The sequence below is a fragment of the Shewanella chilikensis genome (assembly GCF_037953065.1).
Lineage (GTDB): Bacteria > Pseudomonadota > Gammaproteobacteria > Enterobacterales > Shewanellaceae > Shewanella > Shewanella chilikensis.
Genome location: NZ_CP149966.1, coordinates 1,133,010 through 1,157,874, shown reverse-complemented (window position 1 = coordinate 1,157,874; position 24,865 = coordinate 1,133,010). Strand labels below are relative to the sequence as shown.

Below are 24,865 nucleotides of genomic sequence, written 5' to 3'. Positions count from 1 at the left end.
CGAATGAGTTGTTCATCCTAAATATCAAGCATCGTGCCAACAACCTTCGATTTAAAGGCCTCATTAATTGCGCACCATCGAACAGATAAAGGTTTTTATAGGAAGGTATTTTTCACACCCTCTGGGTAAATTTATAACCCATAAGTGCCATTTTGTACATCACATAACTCTCATGAAGCCAAGACAATGAAAAGAACCCAAACAACTTTACTTTGGCTACTTCTAATTGAAACGCCGTCATGATAAGCGGGTACGGGGTAGGATGACGCCCAAGCCTTCAGATATCTGGCCGCTTGGGCGTTTTTGTTGTTATAAGGAGCCCAGTAAAACAGCGCTGATTGCTGGAACGGTTGTGCCAATGACTTCTTGAGTGCTGGCAACGATAGGTAAGGTTGCAGACATAACACTTTTATCGCCTACAAGCGATGACAGAAGCGCCGTTGCTAGCCAACCGGTTTAGCTGAGCCCGTTTTTTTACACCTATGTGGACTCGGTTAGATAGATTGAAGAAATCGCAATCTAACTAGGGGGCTTATAGCTCGTTGAGGTTTGTTATAAACGAATTACTCGGCGTTTGCGTTAACAAGCCAATCATCAAGCACTTGCTTCAATTTATCTAATTGCTCTTGATGTTTTGCTTGATTCTTTGCCAATTTGTTAATGTTCTGCAACTTCCAACGAATCGCTGGCAAGTCTGCTGCATTAGGATAGTCAAACAATGCCCAATCAGGTTGCCCTCTTTTGAATGACATAAGGAAAGCATGATCCCTTTCTGTGAAATGTTTTTGTAGCGCCATTAACATCATAGGCCTAACAGAGGCTAAGTCTGCGCATTCAACTTTTTCAAAAGTCATTCCGTCAAATTCTGCCTGAAATTTCTCATTCAGAGGCTGCCAGTTTGGCGACATGACTTCATTAATAGGCCGAGGATGACTTAGTGTATAGGTTAAAAAGCCCACTAAAATCTCTCTCGAAATCCCTTCACTGCCAAGTAACATACGCACATCAAATAAGTCGCGAGGATGTTGGCGATCCATTGCAGCACACAATTTCCCACCATACAGATCGGGAAGACTGACTACCTGAATCTCAGCATAACCAAACTCGTCTTCAACAGACTCTTGAACTGGCATTATCTCTGCACTATGCAATGTACCTCTGGCGACGGGCGACACTTCAATTTTGATTGTCGCAACCGGACTTGATACAACGATTCTCAGTTCATCAGCTTTATTATCCTGAAATGCCGCTCGGATATCTGGTTGAGTATTTATTCTGTCTGTAATGCGCTGCAATGCAGCCCTGACATTAACCAAAGCCTCATCTCTTGGTTCAAGTGGAAGATAAGCAAGATCAATATCTACAGATAACCGAGGAAAATCTCTCACAAATAAATTAATAGCGGTGCCACCTTTAAGTGCAAAAACTGTCTCTGTTGCTACCACAGGAAGCATTCTTATGAGCAAGGAAACCTGTTTGTAATATGGGCTATCTTTATCCATTATGTTGTTCACCTTTTTTGACGCTTAATATCTCTGGCACTGTGATTTGATATCGCTCATCAAAACGTCCTTTTTCGACAACCTGCCGCTTTCCTGCACCCAATTTAATTCTTGTTTCATCTATGCGATTGACCCACTGGTGATCGTAGTACCGACCCAGAAATAGAAATATTCGGTTTGCCTGAACAGAGCTGCTTCGCTCAAGAATATCTTGTACTTTTCTAGGGCTTAGATTGACTAAACCCTGAAATAATTCTGCGACATGCTCAAATGAAATCAGCTTCCCAATCCCGTCTACCACTTCATAGGCAGCAAGTTCTGCACAGCTGACAGTGAGTTCTTTCTCTTTAACCGTGATCCTTTTCAAATCTTTCTCGGGATTCACTTCAAGCTTATGGTTTCCACAGTAAAACCAATTCTGATAAGGGAATTCACGAAACCATTTGGGTAAGGACGACTTGTTTTTAACGCAAATCCAAACTCGCTCTTTGTTCAGCTGTAAATAGTGACTCAGTCCCTGGTGAGTTAAGCTGCTCAATCCAGCCAAATGAACTGAAACGCCCAATTGCACATTTAATGCTTGAATGGCATCAACCCAAGTTGGCTTTATATCGCCCTGTGCATCTGGACGATAATACACGCCAGAACATAGCTTCTTTAGCCAACCGTTCTGTGCGTACTTTTGAGCCAAGGAATAGCTCACACCGTTTTCAGTCAGCCATTGCTGAAGTACTAGCGCACCAGGAGAAGTATGAGCAACAAGCCAGTTTATTTTAGATGACATTTTAACACCCAAGGTATGAATATCACGAACAGTATAAACCATCTAGTTTATTTTGACAGGGATTTTAATACTTTAGGCATTAATATACCAAATAATGTAAACCAAACCCGCTAATGCGGCGTTGTTGAAATGAAAAGGTCTACACAACATCACCAATAACCCGATGTTGTGTAGACCTAGTTTGATTACCTTAAGTGAACTGCCTACTGTGGCTCACATTCAGGTGCCCAGTAAAACGGCGCTGATTGCTGGAACTGTTGTGCCAATGACTTCTTGAGTGCTAGCAACAACAGGTAAGGTTGCAGACATAACACTTTCAACGACGGTTGGCGTATTGTAGAGACCCATACCGCCACCAATGCCCAAGGCAAAAGCCATCAAGCTTTGGCGAGCGATACCGCCCACAATACCCACCAGAACCATGGCTCCCGCTACGATCCGTCCCAAAGTACCTTGGGTCCAATCTTTTAGGGTATCCCACACATCAGTGAAAGCATCACCACCGGTGCCCGCAAATGAGGGCTCCGAAATCATTAACGCCATTAAACCAAGCGCACCAATGGTCATTAGGCGCTGAGTTTGAATGGTGCGAACTGCATTTGTCATTCGTTAGTTTCTCCGTAGATACTCAAGTTATCGCGCTTACCATCAGCTCCCGCTGAGGCTGAATCGCTTTGAGTCTGAAGTGGACGTAGCACTGGCGAAACCGTTCGAGGTGCTGACACCCCAATATCCCACCGGCGCGGTTCAATTTCGGTAAACACGTAGCTGGATAAATTCAGATCCCCACGGTCATCCTCCCAAGGCGCAATCCAAATCCGCATTACCCTTGAAGGAATGCGAATAGGTGCAGATTGCTGCGTCTCGGGTAATGCTGGATGGCTCAGCAGTCCTGTCTCTAAATCAGATTGTGAATACCCAGAGGGAGAACCAATTCGAGTCGCCACAGCATCAATCGTCTTGGGTGCAGCGCCATTACTGGTAAGCTCATAGACTTCACGCGCGGATAAACAGCGCACACCGTCAGGCATACCTGGGCATCCATATTCACTACTCCCAAGACCCAATGAACTACAGCCAGACAATAAGGTTGAGCCGACTGCCAATAAAAGTAATCCAGCTTTAGACCACTGTTTTGACTGGTGCTTTGGGTTGTTCTGCATTGATGTCGTCATGGTTAACTCTCCTCTGGATACACATCTTATTGTCTGAAACGGACTTCGATCGGTTAGCAACATGCAGGATTTTTTCATCTTCTTGCACCTCCCCCTTGCGAAGTAGCCAACGACAACGAGGCACCACGAGTGACTATGACTTCAATTTTCCTCGCAGCGTCTACTTCTATGACTGGGAACATATTTTCAGCCATGTCCAAATAGAACTTGGCCACTCTATCCAATGCTTTACCGGTGCCTTTAATCGCAGCGCCTTGTAATGCTTCTTGGCTCATGACTTGTTGGTACAGCTGAGTATCACCGGCATTACCCGTCTGAATCGTCGGAACAGGATTTACATCAAATGCACCAGCCAACCCCTGAAGGAATCCGGCCATCATTGATTTGGCCACCAGCTGGCCTTGTTTCGACACTAATCGGCCACGAATACCGGCTTTGCCGTCTTCACCCACAGCATAAGAATCCAGTCGCGTTTCAATGACGCCACCATCTTCTCTCACACATGAAATGGTCTCGCCTCGCAAATAAGCACGCTCAGAGCTCAAATCACCGTAACCTGCGGCGATCAAGAAACACTCTTTTATATCCGCTCTAAATCGGTTGGGTAAAATGGCTTCCTTTTGAATTCTCAGCAATGCAGGAAAAGGTTCGCGTCTTGCGGACTCGTGAGTAGGTGCATCCAAACCCGTGATCAAAGTACCTGAGATGATGCTGCCTGCCGGTAGGTACAAAGGCGGCGCTTCTTGCACAACAACCTCTGGTTCAGCAACCACTTCAGGTTCAATCATACGAATCGTGATTGGCGGCAATGGAACATCCCGAGCTCGTGTACCTTGGCCATTGGCTGGCTGCTGATAGAGCGGATCAGGCAGCGGCGCATTGGCAAAATAGTCGTCTGGGTTAGACGGCAGTGGCCTTTCTTCATTAGGCAATTCCATGGCAGATAAAGACACTTCAAAACGGCTATTTGTGCCTTCAACTACTGAATCTCCCCCAGCGCGAACATCATCAAGTTCCGCTCTAAGCCGAGCCAACTCCGCATTGACCTCACTTGGTATTGAAGGCGAACCTGGGCTTAGCCGTCCTGAATCGACGTCACGACGCAAGCGCTCAACTTCACGACGTAACTGTTCATTGCGCTCACTGAGTAGTTTTACGTTCGCAGCCAAACTATCGACCCCAACATCACGAGTATTGGTATCCGTAAGAATGTGCCGGATCGTTTCCTGTCGGTTCCGACTGCTTGAGCCATCGTCAGGATTAGGTGAAAACACCATCACCATCAGGATGAGACCACCAGCAATACCGGCAACCGATAGGCCCCGCTTCATGTTCGGGCTCATTTGTTCCCATTGTGCTTTCATCGTTATTCACCTCCCACAAGAAGCGAAGGTCGCTGACTTTCTACCGCTTCTTCACGATGATTGCGAACAACCACATACAACTCAGTCTTTTCACCCGGTAACAAGATATTGCGAGGCCAGTAAGCGCTTGCCACTATATCTGGTGCATGACAGGCTATTTCACTGGCTTCTATCGGCTCATCGGCAAAGCTTTCAACCAGTCCTACATAGACGGTGAAGTAATGTCCCGTCACAATTTGCCCCTGCTTAAAACCAAACTTTAAGCCTGGCTGAAAACATTTAGGGCTTATGTCAGTTTGGACAGCCAAACGGATGTCATAGCCTTGTGGCAACTCATTTAATGCAAGGCGTCTGAGTAAGTCTCGTAGGTTATCAACGTATGGCTGAGCTGTTTCCCAAGTGGCGGCTTTGCGGTTCACGACGCCCTTAATAGGCCACTGCTGACCATCAATAGCTAAGGTAATTTCACGCGGTGGAATACGACGAGGCACTAAGGTGACAGATAATGCGGGCGCTTCCTGACCAGGCGGAGTGATGTAAAGTGAAACCGGTGATTCTTTGTCCGTGGCTACATATACAACATTCCCCTTGATTTGCGTCTGAGCATCACTGGTTGTTCTCACCTGAGGCGATTCAAACGGCGTCACAATTCGATTCAGATGACCAAGTGCTACAGGGATCAGTTCATTAACCCCCGGTGTCATCAGTAGCGTTGTTGGCGTATCCGCTGCAACCGAATTGCTTTGAACCGGTGGATTTGCAGTAGCAGACTGCTTCATCACACTAGCTGGCACAATCGGCAATTCCACGTCTGCATACGACGCTTGTGATAACAGAACGCCACTCAAGCTGATTGCGATTAAACTTGGTGTCATCCATCGACTAATTTTGGTTCGCATCATTCACCCTCCGGTTTTGCTCTTGGGTCAACTTTTCACGAACGCGCTTCGTTCTAGCTTGCCCCTCATACGTATCCATCCAGCTAAGTTTTGGACGGTATTGCTCAATATCGATGTCAAACTCATAGGTGCGAGTTTGGCGCTGTTCATCTCCAGATGGTCCAGAGACCAAGGAATAACCGGTCACAAAGACATGGCCGGTTTCATACTCATACTCCACTTGTCTGGGTTGGAATTTGAGCGTGACTCGGTCTTCCCGGATTTGTCTTGCCTGAATTTCCAGTGCATCGACCACTTGCTGGTACACCGCTGGAGAAAGCAGCGGCTCGATAGCAACCCGGATAAAGGACACATTGCCCGGCGTCACGTTACCCATAAGCTCTGCCAGGTAGAGTCCCCAGGATTCAAGGTAAGGTTGAGTGGCTTGGTTTCGTGACACTTCAGCCGTTTCAGACAAGGTTGGCGGTTGAATGGCTACCACGGTATTGCGAGAAAATGCCGCTACCGCAAGCAGCAAGTTAGATAGCACCAGCACCGCAATCAGAAACCGTTGCCATCGGTTCTCTAATTGCGTGCCTTGCCATGATTTTAAAAACACGTCGAACTTCACGGCAGATAGCTCCTGATAAATGGGTTAGGGATCGTCTTGGCTTTGGTTGGCAACAGTCCGGCCCAGTAGATGGCGTGAAGAATAAAACCATCCGGGCGACCATCACGAAAACGCCGATAGAGCTTGGTTGTCACCAACCCCAACAGGCATAAAACCAAGGCATTACCGGTAAAAATGCCGATCACTAGCCCCAACAGAATGGGAGCCATCTCGTCGGCACTCCAAAGCAGGAAGTGCGGCGGGTCATCGATATAGGACGGAATACTCACAGGTTCCATAGTCACTCCTCGTTGTTTGAATTGAGAAGTGAAGGATGCCTTGGGATTGGCAGGTTCAGTGGTCAGCTAGATGCCGAATTCTTGAAGGTTTTGAGGGTTCTACTCAGACAATACTAACAATTGATCTTTTTGATGCGGTTGATATGATGGGGATATTGGTCGTGTCGAGACCAGCTGCCCACTTTAGCAAACCCGGACGGGACGACATGCATATCAAATTTATTTTTGCTTAGGTTTTTTCTGCGACCTCGGCAGTGGGCACCGTATTCGCTAATAGGAGAAACTCAATGCAAATTACTAAAATCATTTCCTCTGCCACGGTTGAACGTTTAAAGCAAAAAGCACGAAAGCTTAAACGTGAAAAATCCATTACACACACTCAAGCACTCGATGAAATTGCAGTATCTGCTGGTTTTAATCATTGGCATCAGGTTGTACAAGCTAATGACGCACTGAAACCATCAGAAGTGGCATTATCTTCAGGATGTATCATGGCTTTTGATGTCAAAGATGGTATGGATGTCGATACCAGTGATGGGATCTTAATTGAAGACCATTTCTTGGAGATGCTCACTGAAAAGCAGCTATTTGAAATTTATGTCAATTCCCCTGACGAGGACGACGAACAAAACAGGCCGCTAAAAGAAACACTATCGGATTCAGAGCTTCAGGAGTACTTTCGAGATTATTGCTCATTCATGTACTTCCGTCTTGCCGAACCTTACGCAAACAAACCGCTGAAAGAAGTATTGGCTCTTATACGACAGTACTCGTTTTGGATGCCGCAATATATTTGGCTTCAAGGTCACCTTATTGATACTTATCATTTGCCAGCTGAAGACGAGAACGGCAATACCGTAGGCGTAAGGTTTTAGCTCTACAAGATGAGGCCTAACTGGCCTCATATCTTCTTCTGCAAGTGACTTAACGCCAACCCCGCCATCAATGCCAAACCGATGATCAGCGACGGTAACACCACTGGAGGAATGGCCAGCGGGGCAAACAATCCCATAAACAGCAAAATGACGCCTGAGCCCAGGATAATCATGCTGTAGCGGTGAATGATAGGGCTCGAAAAATCAAAGGTTGTTTTCTTAATCTTCCAGGTCATCAAGCCGTCCCACAGCGCCGGTAACATGAGAATAAGCGCAAAGGGCAACCAGACCATCAGCAAAGCAAATCGAGTGAACACTTGGTACAACACATCAAAAAATGCTTGAATACGGTCTTCTACCCAGACAAACCAAAAGCCTCCCATGTTCTCCATCCCTTTAGAACGAAGCCGTTGTTCTTCTGTGGGGATTAAAAAATCACGCACAGATTGCTCCATCTGCGTATCCACAATCCATGATTGATACCAGCGATGGCTTGTTTGACCAATCCAATAGCTTGTTTGAACGCCCAATTGATTTTGGATCATCTGCTTCTCTTTACTAATGACCCGGCCAGTCCAATCACCGGGCACTAACACGCCAATGGCAATAATCTCCAGCATCAGTGCCAGACACAGCAGCCAAACCGACTTATGCTTGCTCATGCCAAACATCCTCTTCTACTCGCGCCAGCATGGCTGCAACGGTTGGCGTCATAATCCGGGCTTTAATCACTTGTTGAAGCCGCTTTGTCGATGTATGGCCACTGACATAACGCACATCGATGCGTCCTTCAGCCAAATACGCCATCCGATTTGGACGATTACGAATCCAGGAGTAGAAATACACACCATCCACGGCGGCCCACTCGAAATGGTCAGGATCACGCAGGCGAATTCCCGTTAAAGCACTGGCGGCAGTCCAGGTCAGCGCCTCAATGAAATGCCACAGGCGTACACTGTCATCATCACAACTGACTTCTTCATAACTACCCAAGCCATTACACAAACACAAATCAAAGATGGAATGGCCATCTAACGTGAACGCATCCGTTAAGTAGTCCGCCAAGCAATACACCGAGGCCAAAGCATGGGGCCAGTCGGTTTCAAGCAGTCTTAAGGTTTCCTTGAACTGGGGGTTATGTTGCTGCCACTGAGCGAGCATTTCTTTACTGGTAAGTGTTGTCATTTTCAGACAGACAGAATGATGCATACAGACTCCTTATGCTGCCTGTGTAGAGCTGGTTAAAATAGGAATGCGGCCTTTGATCACGCGGCCACCTGAAAGCTTGGCGATGTACTCTAGGTTGGGGAGCTGGCCTAATAACTGCGGTGGAAACATATCGCCTTCTTCCTCCATCAAGCGTTCGCCATGATTGCCGGTAAACAGTGCTGGGCTGTCCGAGTTGGACGACATACCTTGAGTTTGCATGATGTACTGCAACCGAGTCTTAGGCAGATTGTCGGTAATGTACTGCTGAGTTTCGGCATCCATCACCCGAAGGGCTATCAAGTTGTTGATGTTACCTAACACCTGGCGAGCCTTAGCTTCACTGCCTGTACGAGCTGCAAAGTCAGCAAAGGTCTGAGTAGCAATCACACAACGCATTTTTGCGCCACGGCCTTTGTTGAGCAGTTGAATGAAGGGATCGTTTACGACTTCAGCCGCCTCATCGATGAAGATATTTACGGGGCGATTTTCAACACCATAGTTATAGCGGTCACCGGCCACGGCGGTGAGATCGGATAAAAGCAACGAACCAATGGCGCTACCAACCATGGCGTCGGTTAATGAATCCAAGCCGATATAGGCCACTTGGGCATTGTTGATAATACGGCCAGAATCCGTAATTAACCGGCTGTCATCCACATCGTTTGCAATCGGTGATAACAATGGGCCTAGTTCACTTGATGTGAGCATATTGAGTACCGGCATCAATGAGGCCACCATCTTGGAATAGTGGGTTCTGTCATGCTCAAACATACTCAATAGCCCCTCTAAATCGGTATTGGCGGCAACGGGCTGAATGCGTTCGTAGTAAAAAAGCAGCATCGCCATAGCTTGTTTAGCTAAGGTATTGGCCTTTTCGGTAAAGCGCTTGATCTCAACACTAAAGTTCGGATACACCTGCTCACCCCAAGCCGTGACGGCTTTTACTACCAAGCCTTCTGGGCCACCTTCCAAGAATCGCCTCAGTGTTTTCAGATCAGGACGTTGTGACGTAAGCAACAGACCTTGCACTATGTTATTCAGTGCCATTTGACCAAAGGCTTTAAATGGATCAGCACCGGTTTCAGATGGGATTAATGCCGCAATTCGGCTGGCAATTTCAGTGCCTCGGTTAAAGTTTCTAAGGGGATTAAGCCGCACCGAATGCTCTGGAAACCCCGGATGAAAATACACAAAGCGCTCAGGACTACCGGCGGCAATACAGGCTCGCTGTGCATTATCCTTAAGTTCTTTGTCGCCCTTGGGGTCAATAATAATCACGGCTTCATTGCGTAAAATGGCCTGAGTGATCATCGCATCAAAGCATCGGGTTTTTCCGGCACCGGTCGTGCCGACAATTAAGGTATGCCCCTCAGTGTGACCAACTGGCTGGTACACATCTTCTTCTTTGGGCTCGACACCATGAATCCAAGTCGAGCCCATTTGCTTGCCGTGACCTTGGTTAAGCAAGGTTTGCTTATCCCGCTTTAGGATTTCATAAGCGCGTTGAGCATGACGTTGGTCCCACTCAAAGCCATACCCTAACCACAATTCATCAGGATGTTTTGCCATCACCTTTTGTAAATGCGACAGCTCCATAAAAGCCAATGGTTTGCCTTTTAGTCCCTTCTGTAACTTATGAAGACGGTAAGCCTCAGGCAGGCGGTACAACGCCATGCCCGAGGAAATCCCTGTCATCCACCAAAATGGCGCAGGTGGTAGCTCAGTCAGCATTTCTGCGGCAATTGCCCCAGTGGCACCAACCAGCCAACCTGCTGCTGCCATGGCTTCATAGTTCGTGCGCCAGGGCATCTCATATGCGTTTTCTTTCATTCATGCTCCGCAAGATAACCGTTTGCAATCGCTTAATTTCAAAAGGATTAACGTTTAGCGTGAGCGGTAAACAAAACCGTTTCCCCCTCATCAAACTGGCATTGGTCACTGGCCGAGATCCCCCGAAGCAATTGCCCGGCTGGAATACCATGCTCATTGGCGACTTGGCGTAAGGTTTGAATCGTGACGCGAATACCATCGGCACTATGATCCACGTCTGGGTAATTGCCATCGGTCAGTAAGATGGGCAAATCTTTCACAAAATTAACCATCTTTTGCCGCTGCGCGTGTTTGGGGTCAGTACTTGACTGCGCATTGGGCGCAATCGGCTTTTGATTACGCTCCGCTCTTGTGGCGGGCTCTTTTGCTTGGGCATTGGTTATCTTAGTTCGACTCGGACGCTGTGAAGCCTCTTCGTTCTGAATTGCTGCCGCTGATTCTGCGTCTTGTTTGGGAAGGTCAATCAGTGCAGTAAGCCCTTTAGAAATCGATACTTTCAGCAGCAACCCTTGCTCCTGAACGCCATCATTCGTAGTAATAGTTCTGGCCTTACGTGTCGGGTTTGCGGGATCTAGTTCAAGCCAATCTAATTGACTGAGTTCAGCAAGCAGTTTTCGGGGAGCACACCAAGGCCTTACGGCATCGGGATAGCGGATCAATATCTGTTCACCAACCATAACCAACGCACTGCTGGCCTCTGGGAGCCACGCCAAAGATTCAGGCAGATTCAATGCTTCTGCATCGTGCTGGTTTACGTTATTTGAGATAGCGCCATCATATGAATTGTTAGGCTTTTCACATCCATCACCTGGAGCATTTTCATTTGCCTGGGGGTTATTAACATCACTGGCATGACGAAGTTCATCATCTTGTTCGGACGAGTTTGTCGATGGTGACTCAGACGAATTGCCGTGTTCAATTGATGATGACCCTTCAGGCAAGTCTGAATGCTCACTGGAGCGACTCTGTGGCTCTTCTTGTGTTTTCTGTGTTGCTTCCCAATCAGATTTGTTAAACAGAGTCACACCACTTGGTACATTCGAGCTGAACAATAAATCGGCCTCAGATATATGCAGCATGGGTAGCCAGATTGGCTTGCCGTCTTTTAGCAGCACTTCAGGGGCAAGGCTTTCGTATCGCTCATTTGAGGCGGATTTAGTGGCTAGTCCTCGCTCAATGAGGATGTCCGCAAGGGTATCGGGATCTCTTGGGATGCCAGGTATCTTGTCTTTGGCCAACAGCTCAATGATGTCTTTAGCCGCGCTTTTCCAAACCAGGTAAAGATGGGTTGATTGATTCGATTTTCGTAACCAGACTCTGGCGTCTCGCTGATTGACCAGCCACTGCGAACCGGCAAGTAATCGCCTCATGGCATCAAGTAGATAGCGTTCGACTGGGACACCAAGGGCATTGTCGTCAACGGAAATGCGTTGAGCTTTCAGGTCTCGCTGGACACTGGTTTGGTCAGCTTCAATAACCAATTTAGACAGGACATGCTCGGGATCAGTATTGCCAATTGCTTCCAGCATGGCTTGCAAAATCTCAGGGCCTGGCTGGGTTAACCAGGCGAGCAACTCAGGTGTCATCACTCGGTTTAACACCAGAATTGAGAATTGCTCGTGCCGTTTGCACCGTCCGTCGCGCCAGCGAATGAAATAGCGTTCAATGCTGTTATTTGTCGTCCACTGAGATAATGTTTCTAAAAAAGGGTTCCACTGATAGCGTCCATCTTCGTCAGTGATGGACAAGTCTGAAACGGGCTTACCAATATCATGGAACAAACCGCCTAATGCCGCCGCAACACGCCACCTTGGCTCTAGCTCTTTTTTCTCAACCGGTGTGCCACTGGCAACAAAGATGATCCCTTCAGCTGCTTGTGCCGCCCAGAAAGCAACTTCCAACGAATGACGTAATAAACCACCAGCACCACTGTGATGATGATGCTCAGAAGCTGGCAACAAATGAACATAAGCAGCCAGATGATCAATGCAGGGCTGAATAAGCCTTTGAAACTCACGCTGATTAAAGCCAAGTACCTGGCGCAGTTTGGCAATTAACTCGTCTTGTGTGGACTGCAAATCTTCAGGTGACGCAGCTGGCAACCCCTTCAGGAATGGCGGATAGCGTGGAATTTCCGCATCCAGTTGCGATGACAGCTCTGGTAGTGCTTTGGTTTGAAAAAATAGGTTTTTGAACATAGTGAACCTCCGACACGATAGTGTGAAGGTTCATAAAATCACCGGCGGTGAATTAGATAAAAGAAATCCAGATCTATTGACACACAGATATTTTGAATAGCATTGCTAATTGATTACAAATGCCGCAGACTTTGTAAACTAACTAGTTACTCGGCTTCTGCTCGGCGCTCTATAAACTTCCGACTCTCCATCGTCTTTTAGATCTATTTCGTATCGACGCCTGTCTAGGACTTCCAAAAATCCCATAATCTGCGAGCTGTCTAAATTAATCTTCCCATCAACTATATTTGTGACAACATTAGTTTTTTCGCAGTAACGTTCTAGCTTATCTTGACTAATGTTTATTGCTTCTGATTGAGATTTAATGGAAGCAATATATCTTGCAGCTCTCGGGTGGTTTTGAGCGTACTGAGATATACTATCAAAGTTAACGAAATCAATTTCACTCGCAATACTCGCAATGTTGGCTGGAACTGCATCCATAATTGCCTTCTGAAGTTGAGCTGTAAACTCTAGGCCACTAGGGCGGAGAATATGAATTAAATCATTCTGAATAATAAAATCGAAGTCATTATCCAATTTGAAAACAGTTTCCTCTAACGACTTTAAAGTATTATCAACATACTGAACCAGCCTATGCCTTTTCTTTATTAAAGTTTTAAACTGAGTTGAACGACGTACAGCTGTTATTCTCTGTTGGTTGTTATCAGTGAGCTTTACAAAGTACGCGAAACATTGATTGATATTGTCAAAAGCACTGCAATCTTCTGGTACATTTTCGGACTCATGAAGAGTTTTAAGCTCTTGTACCAATGGGTCATTGATTGAAAAGGTAAGATATTCAATAGAAGAATATTTTTCTGATGGCTGATACGTAGCCATACTGCTCGCCTTATCCTGCATCTGTGTCTTTGTAAAACTAACCATTTCAACTAATGACTTCTGTACGACTTCATCAACAGGAACAAACACAAAACCTCGATTGGGACTATCCAGACCAAGACCAAACTCAGTTATATTTACATTTTCAAAATCAAAGTTAATAGGCATTATTCATCCTCTAAAAATACCGTTTGGCTAAGCCTGTAAGCTGAAATTTTCTCTCCTTTGACAATATGAGAGCGCTTTGTGATTAATACGACAGGAATTCTGCCACTAATAGAGTTATTTGCTGCATCAGGTTTCAACGTATATACCCTGAACCCCTTCATGGCCCAAAAAATGTTCATATAATGCATATTCAGATGCCAAAACAGAAATACAATGAACGTTATTGCCGCCACATGACCCGCTAAGTCTCTAATACTATCGATATTGACACTATAGAAAGGAAGTAACATAGCAAAAAGGTAAACAAGTAGATGATCTCTGTGATCCTCACAATCGCCAGCGCTCACTTCTCGCCGATCTTTTCTTTTTTTTACTAATATTACGCGGAACCACAAGAATAAATTTGGCACCGTAATAAAAAAAAGGCAGAAAGAAAGAAAATATACTTCCGAAATACCTTTTATTCCCCACCCCTTAATTGCCCAAAGAATGAATAGTGGGGACATACTGCTCAAGACCATTAGTAGTCTAGCTAGCGACAAACCTTCATTATTTCCTGTCATAAAACCACCCTTAAACCTAAATAAATGCTACTCACCAAAAGAATAGATTCTGTAAAATCTATACCATCGAGCAAGCGAGCGGCACTTAAATAGATCGTCATTTTTTATATCTGCCCACCCACACCTTTGAATTTTTCAACAAAAACGGCAATTTTCTGAAAAACCGTTTGCTTCTGGGTTCGGTACTGTGGGTTCAATGGGCTAAGTTTGGGCAGCGCCTCATTAAGAGCAGTGCCATTTTCAGAGGCGTACTCACGTTTGAGTGATGATGCAATATAACGTTTGGCAGCATCGATATTGAGCTTTTCAGAGGCAATAATGGCATCGGCTTCGCGCTTCTGCTCCGCCTGGGCGAATTTGAAGAAAGCGTCGATAATGCTGGCTTTGTCATTGATCTCATCTAGGTTTGTCTGGTTAATAAAATCAACCACTAAGCTCTCTTTCGCTCTATTACCAAGGCTACCACGAATCATACGGCGGACTTCTTCAATCAAGCCTTCTTTGCTCTTGCTCTTCTTATTGTGATCAAAAATCAGTTCCAGAATGTAATCGAGGTTGATTTCTTGCGATTTAAGCAAATCAATTTCAAAGACCACATCGTCCCAGTCTACCGTTGACTTATCTTTGTCCTGGCCTTCTTTGTCGCGGCGTAACCAATCGCGGGTATCGTTGTAGGTAGAGCGATAATCTTGAATAGCACGTTCGCTCGGCATATCGATGGTTTGCATTGCCTCGATGTCAGCATCGTCCAGATAGTACTTTGACTTGAACTCTTCAACAGCTTGTTCATCACTGATATCTAGGCTTTGCAGTGCTTTCAAGCCAGCAAATTCATCGTAGTTTTGTAAAATATTTTCTGCTTTGAGGTATTCACCAAATAGCTTGGCAAATTCCTTTTTATCTTGTTCTTTTTCAATATTTTCTGGGTTTGGAAAGCGTTCTTGCAGCTCTTTTACGATATCAACAAAACCTCGACGCGCCTGCCCAGTAGCAATATCGTTAAAACCTTCCATGTATTCTTTGTAGCTCTTCTCCAACACCACGTTTTTGGTGTTTTTGTCACCAAACAAGGTGATGGCATCAATGGTTGCCTGTTCCAAATCACGGAAGGTAACAATATTGCCAAAGGTCTTCGTCGCATCATAAATGCGATTAGTGCGAGAAAATGCCTGCATCAAGCCGTGATAGCGCAAATTCTTATCAACAAACAAGGTGTTAAGCGTAGGCGCATCAAAGCCCGTTAAAAACATACCGACCACTATGAGCAAATCTATTTCTTGATTCTTCACGCGCTGGGCAAGGTCACGGTAGTAGTTCTGAAAGCCATTACTGTCCACGCCATAGTTAGATTTAAACATGGCATTGTAATCAGTGATCGCGGCGCTCAAAAACTCTTTCGCGCTGCTGTTCATCGCGCTAACTTCAAAGCTCTCATCTAAAATATCACCAATGGCGTCCTGCTCTTCATTGGCAGCAAATGAGAAGATAGTCGCAATGCGTAGAGGTTTACTCGTGGGTCCATTCTCAGCCTCGGCCTGCAATGTCTTGAAGGTTTCATAGTACGCTTTCGCCGCATCAACACTACTTACCGCAAACATGGCATTAAACCCTTTGGCGCCAGAATAGGCTCGATGCGTTTTCTGGTTAAAATGGCTCAGAATATACTGCGAAATTTCACGAATGCGCATTGGATGTAAGAAGGCTTTCTTATTCTCAGCGGCACTAAGCTTCTTTTCATCCTGTTCAGTCTCAATGCTCTTAAACTGCGGACGAACATCGTTATAGTCCACTTTGAACTTGAGTACTTTTTCATCACGAATGGCGTCAGTGATCACATAAGTGTGCAACTGCTGGCCAAACACGCTGCCCGTGGTTTCAGCACCCAAGGCGTTTTCAGGGAAAATTGGCGTACCGGTAAAGCCAAACTGGTAGTACTTTTTGAATTTCTTCTTCAGGTTTTTCTGCGCTTCACCGAACTGGCTTCGATGACACTCATCAAAAATAAAGACAACTTGCTTGTTGTAGATACCTAAATCGCTTTCACTTTTGATTAAGTTATTGAGCTTTTGGATTGTGGTGACGACAATCTTGTTATCGTCTTTGTCCAGGTTACTCTTAAGCCCTGCGGTACTGTCTGAACCGTTCACACTATCAGGCGAGAAGCGCTGATACTCTTTCATCGTCTGATAGTCAAGGTCTTTTCTGTCCACCACAAAAAAGACTTTATCGATACAGTCTAAATCGGTGGCCAAACGTGCCGCTTTAAAGCTGGTTAGTGTTTTGCCTGAACCGGTAGTGTGCCAAATGTACCCGCCGCTCTCGGTGTTGCTCCAATTTTTAGCGTTAAATGCGCTCTTAATCTTCCATAATATGCGCTCTGTAGCGGCAATCTGGTAGGGGCGCATCACTAGCAAGGTATTGCTGACATCAAACACCGAGTAACGCAAGATCACTTCAAGCAACGTCTCTTTCTGGAAAAAAGTCGCTGTAAAGTCTTTTAAATCCTTGATCAGCGTATTGTCTGATTTCGCCCAGTTCATCGTAAAATCGAAGCTGTTTTTGTCGCGCTTGGTGGTATTGGCAAAATAACGCGTGTCGGTGCCATTCGAGATCACAAACAGCTGCAAGAACTTGTACAACGAGTTCTCAGCATTAAAGCTTTCTTTGCTGTACCTATGTATTTGGTTAAACGCCTCACGGATCGCCACACCACGCTTTTTCAGTTCGATTTGCACCAAAGGCAAACCATTGACCAAAATCGTCACATCGTAACGGTTGGCATGGCTTCCCGTTTGCTCAAACTGCTTAATGACCTGCACTTTGTTACGAGCAATGGTCTTTTTGTCGAATAGGTAGATATTTTCTATATGGCCATCATCAAAGACAAAATCAAAGATATAGTCGCTGTGCACCTTACGGGTTTTATCAAGAATATTGTCGCTTGGTGTGTTCAGGTATTGCTCGCAAAAGCGAGCCCACTCGGCATCGGTAAACTCGACCTTATTAAGGGCTCGTAGCTGCTTGCGCACATTCGCCAGCATGGCATCGGGTGTCGTTAGCGCAGGTAAATACTCATAGCCCTGGTTGCTTAGGTCCTGAATCAGTTCACGCTCTAAATCACCTTCGCTTTGATAGCCCTCAGCAATTTGGTCTTGTCGTGTATATTTATCTAAAACAATAAAGTTATTCGATTCTGCAATACTTTTATAGTTGGTCATTGTAATTCCTGCTTCTTGAATCCATAAGTGTTTATTAAGTAACCAACCAGGGCTTCTAATTTATCCTTGTCTTTATCTTCTAGATCCGAGATCTCGTCGCCAGCATGAGCAGAGTGGCTGGATAAATTAAGGATTCTATTGGCGAATGGATCTGGCTTTCCGTCTTGAGATTTTTGAAGAAGTGCAGGCCAATAGTTGTAACCTAGGAAAGTGGCCATTTTCTCAAGAACATTTCTCAGAAGACTAAAATGATACTTTCTGACTTGTCTATCATTAATGGCTTTCTGAAGCTCATTTAGAAGGAATAAGTGATAAGAAAACGGCGAGTCTGTCGGTTGTTCAGGTAGTTCAAAATCACCATCAGCCAGCTTTTCTAATCGGTATTTTTGGAATTCCTTATTTGGCTTATAGATTGGTTTGAAAGTACCATCGGCCTGCTTTTGATAAGCCTTATTATTGAGCTCATTGCAGAGCACATTATAAAAAAGGGGACTATGCGTTGTTATGATAAATTTTAAGTCTGACGAACTAGACTTGATCAAACCTGCTAAATCAACCGCTAATTCAATTAAATGACTATCATCCAATGAACTCACTGGATCATCAATAAATACGTATTCTAAAGCATCAAACTTATCAGTAATTCTATTAGTAGCATCTACCTCATTAAGGGTGGAAACAACTTGTTGTAAAAGAGTGTACATAACACTCCATACAAAGTTACTTTCCTCACCTTTTGAAATTTTTATTACTTCGTATTTACCCTGAACGACATTTTCGACAGCATCAGTCGCGGCAGTATCTAGCTCATAGTTGACAGGTTCATTTGCGGCTACTTGAAAAATGACCTCAGAAAACGCAGGTATCGTTACTTCCTTTTCATCAATTTTAGCTTTATATTTTTCATTAAATATTGGGGTAGCTTTGCTACCCGTATAACGTTGAAAGTTTGTAGCGATGTTGCCGTCTTCGCCCAACTCTTTTAACAAGTCTATCAACCAACCCGTAAAAGTATTTGGTTGTATTTTTAACTTTGGCCTTGAATCTACTTTTAAATCGTTATCCCAATAAAACAGGTCTTCCGTAAAGGCGTTGTAGTACAAGAACTTATCACGAGTTTTCTCTCCATCTCCTTCACTATCATCGTTCTGTGTAGAAGGAACGATTTCCTCCTTAAAAGCTCGTGACAATCGAGTTTTCCCTGTGCCATTAAAGGCATAGATCAACTGTACCTTTTTATTCTTGCTTTTTAAGTCTCTAGCTATGTCCTTTAGTTCCTTACCCATATTAAGCTGCCGCCTCTTCAGGTTTAGGAAAACTCAACAGTAGGTCACGATAATAATCGTATTGCTTTTGGCGCAGTTCAATTTCGCGTGGAAGCCCATCTTGAATTGAGTGACTCAATACATCAAATTTATCTAAAATGGAAACAATGCGATTCTGTTTTTCAATTGATGGTATAGGTATCTGGAACTTCGAAAACTCCGCCTTAGTAATCGTTTTCAAAGTGCTTCCTCTGGCGAATTCTTTTTCTTTATCAAATTTAGCCTTTAGCTGATGTGCAAAATATTTTTTATTTATGTCTGACTTATAATTGGTAAATATAGCTAAAGTTCTATCTACATAACAATCATATTGGGTGATGGCAACACGCCCAATCGTACCTTGCAAGGAAACTATAACAGTACCTTTTTCAACAAATACACTTTTAGGCTGAGCCAGTTTAGAAATTTTCTGTTTCGTTTTTGTATTAAGTTCGAAGCCAAAATCTGCCACATCTGCAACCTGAACAAAAGGCATACAGCCCTCTCCATCAAACCACTCACTGTTTCCATAGGGCTGAGGGAATGAACCGCGCCTAAAAGATGCAACATCCTCTAGGTTCTTCCACTCTACCTCCCCATCATCAAAACTTAACAACTGGTCGCGGTAAAAATTGTATTGTTGCTGCCGCATAATAAGCTCAGCGGTCAGCTCAGCGGTCATAGCGGTAAATACGTCAAGAATGCGCACAATTTCAGCTTGTATTGTCAGCGATTTTTCTGGGTTATCTGGGCATGGGATAGGGATACTAAAGTCTTTGACTTTGGCATCAGAAATAGCTGGATATGCAGATCCACTCTGATTCTCTTCAAGGTACTTTTTAAAATCATTTGAGGAAATCAAATGCAAAATCCACTTAGGTAGAGTCACATCCCTTTTCACTCGCAATACACAATATCCTGTGCTCGCGACTGCTCCATCATATTCCTCATCAATTAAGCAATAGCGCATTTGTGTCGGACGAGTTGTTGCAAATAATACATCGTCTTTTTTTACAAGCTTTTGAGCACGGCTGGGCGCATTGCTAGCTTTTACCTCTGTTGTTTCTATTATTTTTTTTGTATCAACGTTGACTGAAGTTAGATCAATATACTGATGGCTTTCAGAAGTTTCACGCCACTTTATATTCGTAGTTCGCTCAGTAACTTCGCTGATCGGAAGCCAAACCACTTCAACACCATCGAGTAGTTTCTCTACATAGCTAAAATCGTTCATGCCTCAACCTCCTCACCGTCAATTTCCGCAACTATGGCCTCAATATCACTGCGAAGTCGGTCTATTTTCGCAACGGTAATTTTAAGCTCAGCATTGAGCTTATTTATGTCTACTAACTCACGAGTATCTTCGGACTCTACATAACTGCTCACCGAAAGGTTGTAGCTATTGCCTGCTATGATTTCCAATTCAACAGATTTAGCAAAATGATCCACGTTCTCTTTGCTGGCAAACACTTTCATGATGTCTTCAATGTGCTGCTCAGTCAGTACGTTGTTATTGGTTTCTTTTTTAAACAAACCGCTGGCATCGATAAACTGGGTGGTGGTGTCAGTTTTGTGCTTAGACAGCACTAAAATATTCACGGAAATGGTGGTGCCAAAAAACAGGTTAGGTGCCAGTGAAATCACGGTTTCAACATAGTTGTTATCAACCAGATATTGACGAATTTTTTGCTCAGCACCGCCACGGTAAAAAATACCGGGGAAGCACACAATGGCTGCACGCCCTTTGCTTGATAGGTAACTCAGTGCATGCAGCACAAAGGCAAAGTCGGCTTTTGATTTAGGGGCCAGTACGCCAGCGGGCGCAAAGCGGTCGTCGTTGATTAGGGTTGGGTCGTCGCTACCAATCCATTTCACCGAATAAGGCGGGTTAGAGACAATCGCATCAAACGGCTTGTCGTCTAAAAAGTGCGGTTCGGTTAAGGTATCACCCAACTGAATATTGAACTTGTCGTAGTTAATGTTGTGCAAAAACATGTTCATACGCGCTAAGTTGTAGGTGGTGTGGTTGAGCTCTTGGCCAAAAAAACCATCTTCAATGATATGCGCATCAAAGTGCTTTTTAGCTTGTAACAGCAACGAGCCCGAGCCCGCCGCAGGGTCATAAATTTTATTCACACTGGTTTGGCCGTGCATGGCCAGCTGTGCGATCAATTTTGAGACGTGCTGAGGGGTGAAAAATTCACCACCGGATTTACCCGCATTCGCGGCATAGTTTGAAATCAGGAACTCGTAGGCATCACCGAATAAATCAATTTGGTTGTCTTCAAAATTACCGAAGGTTAAACCGGCCACGCCTTTTAACACCGCAGCTAGGCGTTTGTTTTTTGCCTCTACCGTATTACCCAGACGATTACTGGTGGTATCAAAATCCGCAAACAAGCCTTTGATGTCTTTTTCTGAATCATAGCCATTGGCTGAGTTTTCGATTGCCGCAAAAATTGCTGCCAAATCCGTATTTAAATTTTCGTTCTTATGTGCATTGGCCGCCACATTGCTAAACAACTGGCTAGGGTAAAGAAAATAGCCTTTGGTTTTAATGGCATCTTCTTTAGCAAACTTGATGTTTTCATCATCGTCAGACATGGCAGCATAATTAACGCTATCATCTCCGCCTGTGATGTAGTTGACAAAGTTTTCACTGATAAAACGGTAAAACAGCGTACCCAGTACATATTGCTTGAAATCCCAACCATCCACTGAGCCTCGCACATCGTTGGCAATCGCCCATATTTGGCGTTGAAGTTCGGCACGTTGTTGTAAACTTGTCATCTGTTAATTCCTGATTTTAATTCGTCATAATTCATTTATGGGTTGCGCAATGTTCACTGTCGTCGAACATCATTCGTTAAACCCTGGAGCTAAATTCAAATTTCCGACCCCGTAGAGTGTCGGAGTATTCTTTAACCAAAGTTGGTATTCAGTGCCTTGAAGGCTGTGTGCTTTGGAACAATCCACATGCCATTGGCGTAGCAAATACCCAGCGGTTGCTGCTCTAATCTCAACCTTTAGAACGCCACCCGTCATACCATAATCCAATTCAATCGCTTCGCTGTGCTCTATGCGTGGGTGCGGTACTAACTCAAGCTCTACAAATCGGTTCCATTGCCGATCTTGGGTTTCAAGCTCTGTTTCAGACAAAGTGGAATCTTCCAGCACAACCGCTGCTTTAATGCGGGTCAATACAAAGTCACGGAACTCACCATGCTTGCGGTCAAAACCACGAACATGCCAACGCAGGCCATTGTCCACCAGCGTATGCGGTACAATTTCACGCATTGTTTCACCGCTCGATAACGACACATAGGTAATGTTCAAGGCTTTGCCTTTGTGTATGGCCTCAGTAACTTTCGCTACTATCGATAAACTCGGCTTGTTAAGGTGATAAGGTGCTTCACAAGCCAGAGGTGGCTTTACCTTTCCGGTGAAGCCATCTCCGTACCCTTGGCTAATGGTTGCCAGTGTTCTCACAACGTCGTAGTCGAACAAGGGCTCAAAAGCTTCACCACGCTTATGCAACTTGAGCTTTTGGTCATACTCGATGTTGCCTGGTGCAAGCTCTCGGTACATTGTAAAGTCTTTCGTTGCTTGTGTTGGCGCTATACTGAAACGCTCAACCAAATCAGCGCGTACCGCTTCGCCCTTGAATAACAGGGTAAAGTCAATATGCGCAATACGATCACGGCTAGCTTGAGGTAGTTCTTCTAAAAGCGTTTTAGGCTTGCTTCCAGACAGATCATGTTTATTCAGCTTCATGCAACCTTCATCTATTCAACATCTAAGCATTGTGAAGACTTGAGCTTTCTGAGATAAGCTGCCGGATCATGCAAGCCTTGGCTGTCTGTTCCAAGTTCAAGCTTCTTTAATAACGCACTCTTGAGATCTCGACTATGCTCGCCAAAACAAGGGGCATTAGTTGTTTCGTCAATCTCCCGCAGCAAAGCCAATACACCCGAATACGCAAGATACTTTTCTGTTTTGGTTGCATTTTCATGGCTAACAACTTGGATCAGCTCTTCTAAAATAGTGAGCTTTGATAAAAGCTCCATTGATGTATTCATGCGCCCCCTCCAGAAACCAACTCCACCTTGTGTGGTTGCTCACAGCAAGAAAACAATTTGAGTTATACAGCCTAACTAAATTTATTAGGTATCATCCTATCACAAATTATTTTGTAGGGAAGACTAAGCGGCAACTTTTTGATCTGGATTGCAATTGCCGCTCAGGTATGGGCGTGAAGACCTTGTTTGGTGCCATCGATGATAGTTGCTATCAATCAATGCGCTACCCGAACCAGTGACACCACGATGTTACCGCGATGAGATCCCCCTTTGTCCGACTCTGTAGACATCGGGACTCGTTGCTCACTCTCTCGAACGCGCCTAGCAACTTCTGCCTGGGCAGGCAGCAATGGCAGCATCCCTTCAGCAATCGCGTCCGGTGCAGATTCTTGGCCACAGGACATCAAATGCTTCCATGGATCTTTAAGAAAGCGCTCGAACGTGATGCCAAATTCAATGATGCGGGCAGAGACGAAGATTTCGCCCCAGTATTCAATGTAGGTGTCTTGGTACATGGAAAGATTCCTCTTATTGGTTAAACCATGAGTTCACTTTCCATTTTCCAGAGATTTTCAAATATGCAAGGCTTACCTTGTAGAGAGCTACAAAGCTTTAAATCGATTGCGGGCATCTTTGTAGTCATAGTGGGCATGTTCTGAGCCACGATGATACAAATCATCTAGGTAAGTTTGTTCCTGCGGCAACTCGTCTTCGCTGATTTCGCGCCACCAATGTTTGTTGGCACCTTTTACACCGTCATGCCAGCGGTAACCGCGCTCTTTTAAATAGTCCTTTACGTCAAACGGCGCACCAAACGCACGAACTAACACAGTTCGCCTGTCTGCTTCAGACAACAAGTTTGCAACGGACTCGGGCAACAAATGAAACAACCAGGCCATCGCCAAACAATCGGTTGCAGCTCGGTGTCCTTCATAGAACCAACCTAAGCGAAGCAGCAGGTACTCAAGCTTTCGACTTTCAAAACCCAGCGCCTTCCAATCTATGCCACTGGCTGAACAGGCCCAAGATAGATGTCCTAATGCAGCAAACCGCTTTTCAAAGAAAGGACGATCAAACTGTGCATTGTGTGCAACCACCAGCGGATCATCGGATAACCAACTCGCTACCAGTGAATCATCAATGTGCTGGCCTTGCACCATCTCATCGGTGATGCCGGTTAACTCGGTAATCAGCTCGGGGATTGGCTTGCCGGGATCTTCATACAAGCTGATCACATCAACAATCGACACAATCCGCTGAGCAGAGGGGCTGTAAAGCACCTTAACCATACCAAGCTCAATAATGGACTCATCATCGGCAGACAGTCCGGTTGTCTCTGTATCGAGCAGCACCATTGGCTGTTCATCACCGACCACAGGAGAAAGTTCAAGTGGCCAAGACTGCGGCTCACGCGTTAATGGAATACGCTCCAGCAATCTAAAATCTTCTGGTCTTTCTGGGATATCCGCGAGGCGCTCTAGCGGAAATGGCGCAGGGGCTCTTGTCATTGATGGTTTCTCTTCAATTCTATTGTTCGCTTTGGGTTATTTCACTGTGCCACAGGTTTTTCAAAATGCACCTTGAATACCTCAGCGTTTTTTTAATCTTTCTACTGGGTGAACCCATGTATGAAGGCTTTGACTAAGCCTTTCAGAAAGCCTTAGCTAAACCGTTTAGGTAACCCTTACCGATACCCTTTACGTATGGCTTGGCCAACCCCTTTTCAAACGGTTGCAAAAGGTTTGAACTGAGTTCGACTGAGCATTTTAAAGATGCTCCTGACTTCGCTTTAAGCCAGTAAATTCAATACGAAGCAGAATTTTACTAACTGTTTTTAAACCCTTTGCAAAGGGTTCAACAATCCTTGTCTGACGGTTACTTGACCCATGCGTTAACCAGTAGCAGTAACAGGATCAGTAACAGAAAC

The 24,865-nt window shown here is 45.0% G+C and carries 23 protein-coding genes; 1 reads left to right on the top strand and 22 read right to left on the bottom strand.

Features of this window, described 5'->3' with window-relative positions; translation table 11 throughout:
* Nucleotides 1–563: 563 nt before the first annotated feature.
* The 8 genes from WKR14_RS05385 to traL form a co-directional block, all read right to left on the bottom strand.
* Nucleotides 564–1,502, bottom strand: coding sequence for a nucleotidyl transferase AbiEii/AbiGii toxin family protein (locus tag WKR14_RS05385; protein ID WP_169631892.1), 939 nt, complete (start codon nt 1,500–1,502; stop codon nt 564–566).
* Nucleotides 1,495–2,286: a type IV toxin-antitoxin system AbiEi family antitoxin gene (locus tag WKR14_RS05380; protein ID WP_169631891.1), complete on the bottom strand. Its 792-nt coding sequence runs from the start codon at nt 2,284–2,286 to the stop codon at nt 1,495–1,497. The genes WKR14_RS05385 and WKR14_RS05380 overlap by 8 nt, the downstream gene beginning before the upstream one ends.
* Before the next feature lie 219 nt (nt 2,287–2,505).
* Nucleotides 2,506–2,892: a TraA family conjugative transfer protein gene (traA, locus tag WKR14_RS05375; protein ID WP_000180225.1), complete on the bottom strand. Its 387-nt coding sequence runs from the start codon at nt 2,890–2,892 to the stop codon at nt 2,506–2,508.
* Nucleotides 2,889–3,461 carry a type IV conjugative transfer system lipoprotein TraV gene (gene traV / locus WKR14_RS05370; protein WP_001944091.1) on the bottom strand — a complete coding sequence of 191 codons (573 nt, stop codon included), beginning with the start codon at nt 3,459–3,461 and terminating at the stop codon, nt 2,889–2,891. The genes traA and traV overlap by 4 nt, the downstream gene beginning before the upstream one ends.
* Before the next feature lie 74 nt (nt 3,462–3,535).
* Entirely contained in the window at nt 3,536–4,825 is a 1,290-nt protein-coding gene (locus WKR14_RS05365) for a TraB/VirB10 family protein (RefSeq protein WP_211868025.1), read from the bottom strand.
* Between the two features lie 2 nt (nt 4,826–4,827).
* The gene (locus WKR14_RS05360) at nt 4,828–5,724 is read right to left on the bottom strand and encodes a TraK domain-containing protein (RefSeq protein ID WP_175080744.1); all 897 of its coding nucleotides are present in this window, start codon (nt 5,722–5,724) and stop codon (nt 4,828–4,830) included.
* Entirely contained in the window at nt 5,708–6,334 is a 627-nt protein-coding gene (locus tag WKR14_RS05355; protein WP_000667170.1) for a TraE/TraK family type IV conjugative transfer system protein, read from the bottom strand. The genes WKR14_RS05360 and WKR14_RS05355 overlap by 17 nt, the downstream gene beginning before the upstream one ends.
* On the bottom strand, nt 6,331–6,612 hold the full coding sequence (traL, locus tag WKR14_RS05350) for a type IV conjugative transfer system protein TraL (RefSeq protein WP_000433891.1): 282 nt from the start codon (nt 6,610–6,612) through the stop codon (nt 6,331–6,333). The genes WKR14_RS05355 and traL overlap by 4 nt, the downstream gene beginning before the upstream one ends.
* A gap of 287 nt (nt 6,613–6,899) precedes the next feature.
* Between traL and WKR14_RS05345 the strand changes: the two genes are divergently transcribed.
* Nucleotides 6,900–7,487 carry a plasmid-related protein gene (locus WKR14_RS05345; RefSeq protein ID WP_339087486.1) on the top strand — a complete coding sequence of 196 codons (588 nt, stop codon included), beginning with the start codon at nt 6,900–6,902 and terminating at the stop codon, nt 7,485–7,487.
* A 26-nt stretch (nt 7,488–7,513) separates the two neighbouring features.
* On the opposite strand, the gene WKR14_RS05340 is transcribed toward WKR14_RS05345, so the two are convergent.
* The 14 genes from WKR14_RS05340 to WKR14_RS05275 all read right to left on the bottom strand — a co-directional run bounded on the left by WKR14_RS05340 (nt 7,514) and on the right by WKR14_RS05275 (nt 24,446).
* On the bottom strand, nt 7,514–8,149 hold the full coding sequence (locus WKR14_RS05340; RefSeq protein WP_211868021.1) for a DUF4400 domain-containing protein: 636 nt from the start codon (nt 8,147–8,149) through the stop codon (nt 7,514–7,516).
* Complete coding sequence (locus WKR14_RS05335; RefSeq protein WP_211868019.1) at nt 8,136–8,696, bottom strand: conjugative transfer protein; 561 nt, start codon at nt 8,694–8,696, stop codon at nt 8,136–8,138. Before WKR14_RS05335 ends, WKR14_RS05340 begins: the two co-directional genes overlap by 14 nt.
* Nucleotides 8,697–8,705: 9 nt before the next feature.
* A complete protein-coding gene (gene traD / locus WKR14_RS05330; RefSeq protein WP_211868017.1) occupies nt 8,706–10,526 on the bottom strand; it encodes a conjugative transfer system coupling protein TraD in 1,821 nt (606 codons plus the stop codon).
* A gap of 47 nt (nt 10,527–10,573) precedes the next feature.
* Nucleotides 10,574–12,724 carry a MobH family relaxase gene (mobH, locus tag WKR14_RS05325; protein ID WP_211868014.1) on the bottom strand — a complete coding sequence of 717 codons (2,151 nt, stop codon included), beginning with the start codon at nt 12,722–12,724 and terminating at the stop codon, nt 10,574–10,576.
* A 138-nt stretch (nt 12,725–12,862) separates the two neighbouring features.
* Nucleotides 12,863–13,774 (bottom strand): Kiwa anti-phage protein KwaB-like domain-containing protein, encoded by a 912-nt coding sequence (locus WKR14_RS05320; protein ID WP_211867998.1) that lies wholly within the window; start codon nt 13,772–13,774, stop codon nt 12,863–12,865.
* Nucleotides 13,774–14,337 (bottom strand): hypothetical protein, encoded by a 564-nt coding sequence (locus WKR14_RS05315; RefSeq protein ID WP_211867997.1) that lies wholly within the window; start codon nt 14,335–14,337, stop codon nt 13,774–13,776. The genes WKR14_RS05320 and WKR14_RS05315 overlap by 1 nt, the downstream gene beginning before the upstream one ends.
* A gap of 104 nt (nt 14,338–14,441) precedes the next feature.
* Nucleotides 14,442–17,555 (bottom strand): HsdR family type I site-specific deoxyribonuclease, encoded by a 3,114-nt coding sequence (locus WKR14_RS05310; RefSeq protein WP_211867995.1) that lies wholly within the window; start codon nt 17,553–17,555, stop codon nt 14,442–14,444.
* The gene (locus WKR14_RS05305; RefSeq protein WP_211867993.1) at nt 17,552–18,841 is read right to left on the bottom strand and encodes an anticodon nuclease; all 1,290 of its coding nucleotides are present in this window, start codon (nt 18,839–18,841) and stop codon (nt 17,552–17,554) included. The genes WKR14_RS05310 and WKR14_RS05305 overlap by 4 nt, the downstream gene beginning before the upstream one ends.
* Nucleotide 18,842: 1 nt before the next feature.
* Complete coding sequence (locus tag WKR14_RS05300) at nt 18,843–20,093, bottom strand: restriction endonuclease subunit S (protein WP_339087484.1); 1,251 nt, start codon at nt 20,091–20,093, stop codon at nt 18,843–18,845.
* A complete protein-coding gene (locus WKR14_RS05295) occupies nt 20,090–21,649 on the bottom strand; it encodes a type I restriction-modification system subunit M (RefSeq protein WP_211867989.1) in 1,560 nt (519 codons plus the stop codon). Before WKR14_RS05295 ends, WKR14_RS05300 begins: the two co-directional genes overlap by 4 nt.
* A gap of 69 nt (nt 21,650–21,718) precedes the next feature.
* Nucleotides 21,719–22,633 carry a WYL domain-containing protein gene (locus tag WKR14_RS05290; protein WP_211867987.1) on the bottom strand — a complete coding sequence of 305 codons (915 nt, stop codon included), beginning with the start codon at nt 22,631–22,633 and terminating at the stop codon, nt 21,719–21,721.
* A gap of 11 nt (nt 22,634–22,644) precedes the next feature.
* Entirely contained in the window at nt 22,645–22,938 is a 294-nt protein-coding gene (locus tag WKR14_RS05285) for a hypothetical protein (RefSeq protein ID WP_211867985.1), read from the bottom strand.
* A 215-nt stretch (nt 22,939–23,153) separates the two neighbouring features.
* Nucleotides 23,154–23,453: a hypothetical protein gene (locus tag WKR14_RS05280; RefSeq protein WP_032479286.1), complete on the bottom strand. Its 300-nt coding sequence runs from the start codon at nt 23,451–23,453 to the stop codon at nt 23,154–23,156.
* Nucleotides 23,454–23,540: 87 nt separating this feature from the next.
* Nucleotides 23,541–24,446 (bottom strand): 3'-5' exonuclease, encoded by a 906-nt coding sequence (locus tag WKR14_RS05275; protein WP_211867983.1) that lies wholly within the window; start codon nt 24,444–24,446, stop codon nt 23,541–23,543.
* Between the last annotated feature and the right edge of the window lie 419 nt (nt 24,447–24,865).

What these genes read in the sequence shown, in the direction of transcription:
- WKR14_RS05385 (WP_169631892.1), bottom strand. Translation starts at nt 1,502, where the DNA reads ATGGATAAAGATAGCCCATATTACAAACAGGTTTCCTTGCTCATAAGA.
- WKR14_RS05380 (WP_169631891.1), bottom strand. Translation starts at nt 2,286, where the DNA reads ATGTCATCTAAAATAAACTGGCTTGTTGCTCATACTTCTCCTGGTGCG.
- traA (WP_000180225.1), bottom strand. Translation starts at nt 2,892, where the DNA reads ATGACAAATGCAGTTCGCACCATTCAAACTCAGCGCCTAATGACCATT.
- traV (WP_001944091.1), bottom strand. Translation starts at nt 3,461, where the DNA reads ATGACGACATCAATGCAGAACAACCCAAAGCACCAGTCAAAACAGTGG.
- WKR14_RS05365 (WP_211868025.1), bottom strand. Translation starts at nt 4,825, where the DNA reads ATGAAAGCACAATGGGAACAAATGAGCCCGAACATGAAGCGGGGCCTA.
- WKR14_RS05360 (WP_175080744.1), bottom strand. Translation starts at nt 5,724, where the DNA reads ATGCGAACCAAAATTAGTCGATGGATGACACCAAGTTTAATCGCAATC.
- traL (WP_000433891.1), bottom strand. Translation starts at nt 6,612, where the DNA reads ATGGAACCTGTGAGTATTCCGTCCTATATCGATGACCCGCCGCACTTC.
- WKR14_RS05345 (WP_339087486.1), top strand. Translation starts at nt 6,900, where the DNA reads ATGCAAATTACTAAAATCATTTCCTCTGCCACGGTTGAACGTTTAAAG.
- WKR14_RS05340 (WP_211868021.1), bottom strand. Translation starts at nt 8,149, where the DNA reads ATGAGCAAGCATAAGTCGGTTTGGCTGCTGTGTCTGGCACTGATGCTG.
- WKR14_RS05335 (WP_211868019.1), bottom strand. Translation starts at nt 8,696, where the DNA reads ATGCATCATTCTGTCTGTCTGAAAATGACAACACTTACCAGTAAAGAA.
- traD (WP_211868017.1), bottom strand. Translation starts at nt 10,526, where the DNA reads ATGAAAGAAAACGCATATGAGATGCCCTGGCGCACGAACTATGAAGCC.
- mobH (WP_211868014.1), bottom strand. Translation starts at nt 12,724, where the DNA reads ATGTTCAAAAACCTATTTTTTCAAACCAAAGCACTACCAGAGCTGTCA.
- WKR14_RS05320 (WP_211867998.1), bottom strand. Translation starts at nt 13,774, where the DNA reads ATGCCTATTAACTTTGATTTTGAAAATGTAAATATAACTGAGTTTGGT.
- WKR14_RS05315 (WP_211867997.1), bottom strand. Translation starts at nt 14,337, where the DNA reads ATGACAGGAAATAATGAAGGTTTGTCGCTAGCTAGACTACTAATGGTC.
- WKR14_RS05310 (WP_211867995.1), bottom strand. Translation starts at nt 17,555, where the DNA reads ATGACCAACTATAAAAGTATTGCAGAATCGAATAACTTTATTGTTTTA.
- WKR14_RS05305 (WP_211867993.1), bottom strand. Translation starts at nt 18,841, where the DNA reads ATGGGTAAGGAACTAAAGGACATAGCTAGAGACTTAAAAAGCAAGAAT.
- WKR14_RS05300 (WP_339087484.1), bottom strand. Translation starts at nt 20,093, where the DNA reads ATGAACGATTTTAGCTATGTAGAGAAACTACTCGATGGTGTTGAAGTG.
- WKR14_RS05295 (WP_211867989.1), bottom strand. Translation starts at nt 21,649, where the DNA reads ATGACAAGTTTACAACAACGTGCCGAACTTCAACGCCAAATATGGGCG.
- WKR14_RS05290 (WP_211867987.1), bottom strand. Translation starts at nt 22,633, where the DNA reads ATGAAGCTGAATAAACATGATCTGTCTGGAAGCAAGCCTAAAACGCTT.
- WKR14_RS05285 (WP_211867985.1), bottom strand. Translation starts at nt 22,938, where the DNA reads ATGAATACATCAATGGAGCTTTTATCAAAGCTCACTATTTTAGAAGAG.
- WKR14_RS05280 (WP_032479286.1), bottom strand. Translation starts at nt 23,453, where the DNA reads ATGTACCAAGACACCTACATTGAATACTGGGGCGAAATCTTCGTCTCT.
- WKR14_RS05275 (WP_211867983.1), bottom strand. Translation starts at nt 24,446, where the DNA reads ATGACAAGAGCCCCTGCGCCATTTCCGCTAGAGCGCCTCGCGGATATC.